This is a genomic window from Sulfuricurvum sp. (genome assembly GCF_023250475.1).
Taxonomy (GTDB): domain Bacteria; phylum Campylobacterota; class Campylobacteria; order Campylobacterales; family Sulfurimonadaceae; genus Sulfuricurvum.
In genome coordinates this window covers 5,834-8,391 of record NZ_JAHFAQ010000097.1, presented here as the reverse complement: position 1 = coordinate 8,391, position 2,558 = coordinate 5,834, and the positions used below count along the sequence as shown (strand labels likewise).

The 2,558-nt window shown below is 47.0% G+C and carries 2 protein-coding genes; one reads left to right on the top strand and one right to left on the bottom strand.

Going from position 1 to position 2,558, the window contains the following annotated elements; translation table 11 throughout:
- Nucleotides 1–1,803: bifunctional diguanylate cyclase/phosphodiesterase (locus Q0C19_RS09160; RefSeq protein WP_295055298.1), on the top strand; the 1,803-nt coding region annotated here is incomplete at its 5' end.
- Here the strand turns inward: Q0C19_RS09160 and Q0C19_RS09155 are convergent.
- On the bottom strand, nucleotides 1,784–2,558 hold a 775-nt coding region (locus Q0C19_RS09155), incomplete at its 5' end, for a cation transporting ATPase C-terminal domain-containing protein (protein WP_295055296.1). The genes Q0C19_RS09160 and Q0C19_RS09155 overlap by 20 nt on opposite strands.

The window sequence follows — 2,558 nt, the reverse complement described above, 5'->3', positions numbered from 1 at the left end:
GCATTCACCGTTTATTCCCATAAGCTCAATGCCTTTGACCCCTCCAGTCAAGAGTTGCTTATTGAGATGGCCATGGATATCAGCTTTGCGATGGAAAATTTTGATCGCGAAACCAATCGGGCGATATCGGAAGCACGTCTCCATCAGACGGAACAACTTCTTGAAGAAATGAGTGCAGTCGCCCATATCGGCGGATGGGAAATTAATCCGAAAATCAATGAGGTGAGCTGGACAAAAGAAGCCGCAAACATTTTTGATATGAATCCGACCGATACCATCACCCTTGAGACGGGTCTAAGTGTCTTTTTTGACGAATGGCGTATAAAAGCAGAGAGTGCCTTAAAGCAGACGGTTCCTTGTGATCTGGAATTACAGATAACGACCCCCAAAGGGAATCTAAAATGGATTCGCATTCTCACTACCCCTATCGTTAATGACGGGGAGGTGATAAATATTCACGGTTCAATTCAGGACATTACCCTTCAAAAAACAGCTGAAGAAAAAGTGCACTGGCTTGCCCATTTCGATTCCCTGACCGGATTGCCGAACCGCACTCTGCTCAACGATCGGATGGATTATGCCATGCATATTGCCGATCGGAACCAAGAGTCAATCGCATTGCTCTATGTAGATCTGGATCATTTTAAAAATATCAATGATACCCTTGGCCATAATATCGGAGATGAACTGCTGATCCAAGTGGCTTCGCGTATCCAGTCGGTACTCCTAGAAGAAGATACGTTATCACGCCAAGGAGGAGATGAATTTATGATTCTCCTCTCCGGAGTCGATGCCGACAGAGCAGCGCATGCGGCTGAAAAATTGATTGAACATGTTTCAAAGCCGTACACACTGCAACAGCACGAACTTTCCGTAACGCTCTCCATCGGCATTGCCCTCTATCCGATCGACGGAGAGAACCTCACAGCCCTCTCTCAAGCAGCCGATGCGGCAATGTTTCGTGCAAAACACGACGGACGAAACTGCTACCGTTTTTTCACTCCGGAAATTCAGGAACGTTCAGCCCGAAATCTCGAACTCGAAAATGCTCTTCGACATGCATTGTCAAACGATCAAATGGAACTGTACTATCAACCTCAACTTTCAATTGAGACACGGCAGCTTGTAGGGGCAGAAGCACTTCTGCGATGGACGCACCCGACGCTTGGATCAATCTCTCCCTCAGAATTTATCCCGATCGCCGAAGAGAGCGGTCAAATCATCGCCATCGGTGAATGGGTGCTCCGTCAAGCGCTTGGACAACTGAAAATATGGACTGATGAGGGGCTGGAACCTTTTATCATGGCCGTTAACCTCTCCGCTATCCAATTTCGGCATCCAAAATTGATTTCACTGGTTTTAAATACTCTCGAGGAGCTGAAAATCCCCTCCGAGTATCTTGAGCTTGAACTTACGGAGAGAATTGCTTCGGAAAATCCGCTCCAAGCGATTGAGATCATGAATACTTTTTACGACCATGGAATACGAATGTCAATCGATGATTTCGGAACCGGCTATTCCTCCCTTAGCTACCTCAAAAAGTTTCGGATTTATAAACTCAAAATCGATCAATCCTTTATCCGTGATATTACCGAAAACCCGGAAGACGAAGCCATCGTCAATACTATAATCAATATGGCACACAGCCTGAATATGATAACCATAGCGGAGGGGGTCGAGACAGCTGGGCAGCTTGATCTGCTCCGCCAAAGCGGATGCAACGAAGTACAAGGATTTTACTTTAGTAAACCGCTTCCAGCCGATCAGTTCAAAGCGTTTGTCCTCAACGTACCGAAAATTTAAATCGTCCGAACCACTTTCTCCCCTCTTCGGCAATCAGTACTATCACCGTAACGGCAAGAACCGCCCACCAATACTGTGGATCAAAAGGTGCCGTTGCAAAAATAGCGCTTAGAGGGGTAACAAAAATCAAAAGAAACATAACCCCCAATTCTACCGCGACACCGCCCCAATAATAGCGATTATTCCACCACCCGATGGTAAATAAAGATTCGGTTGTACTGCGGCAGGAGAGTCCATTGGCAATTTGGGCAAAAACAATCGCGGCAAATGTCAAACTCGTCGCTTGAAGATAGAGGGGATCATTCCATACCAGTGCTTCTCCCCTCCAGCCGTGTGCTTTGAGATAGAACCAAAAAAGCCCCATCGACAGCACTGCGGTTATGAGCCCTAAAAATCCGAATGCACGAAAATAGACCCCCGCCGTTAAGATGCGCTCTTTTTTGCTGCGGGGATTTTTATTCATTAACCCTTTGTGGGGGGATTCCAATCCCAATGCCAGTCCAGGCATAATATCCGTACCCAAATCGATGGCAAGTACCAAAGGGACAGGGAGAGCCAGCGGAAGCCCAAGCCAAAAAAACAATACATACGGAACCGCCTCGGGGAGATTGCTGGAGAGCATGTAGGTGATAAAACGGCGGATATTTTCATAGACGGTACGCCCCTCTTCGATCCCTTTGATGATCGTCGCGAAATGGTCATCCATCAGTACGGCGTCTGCTGATTGTTTGGCGACATCGGTACCTGAACCCATT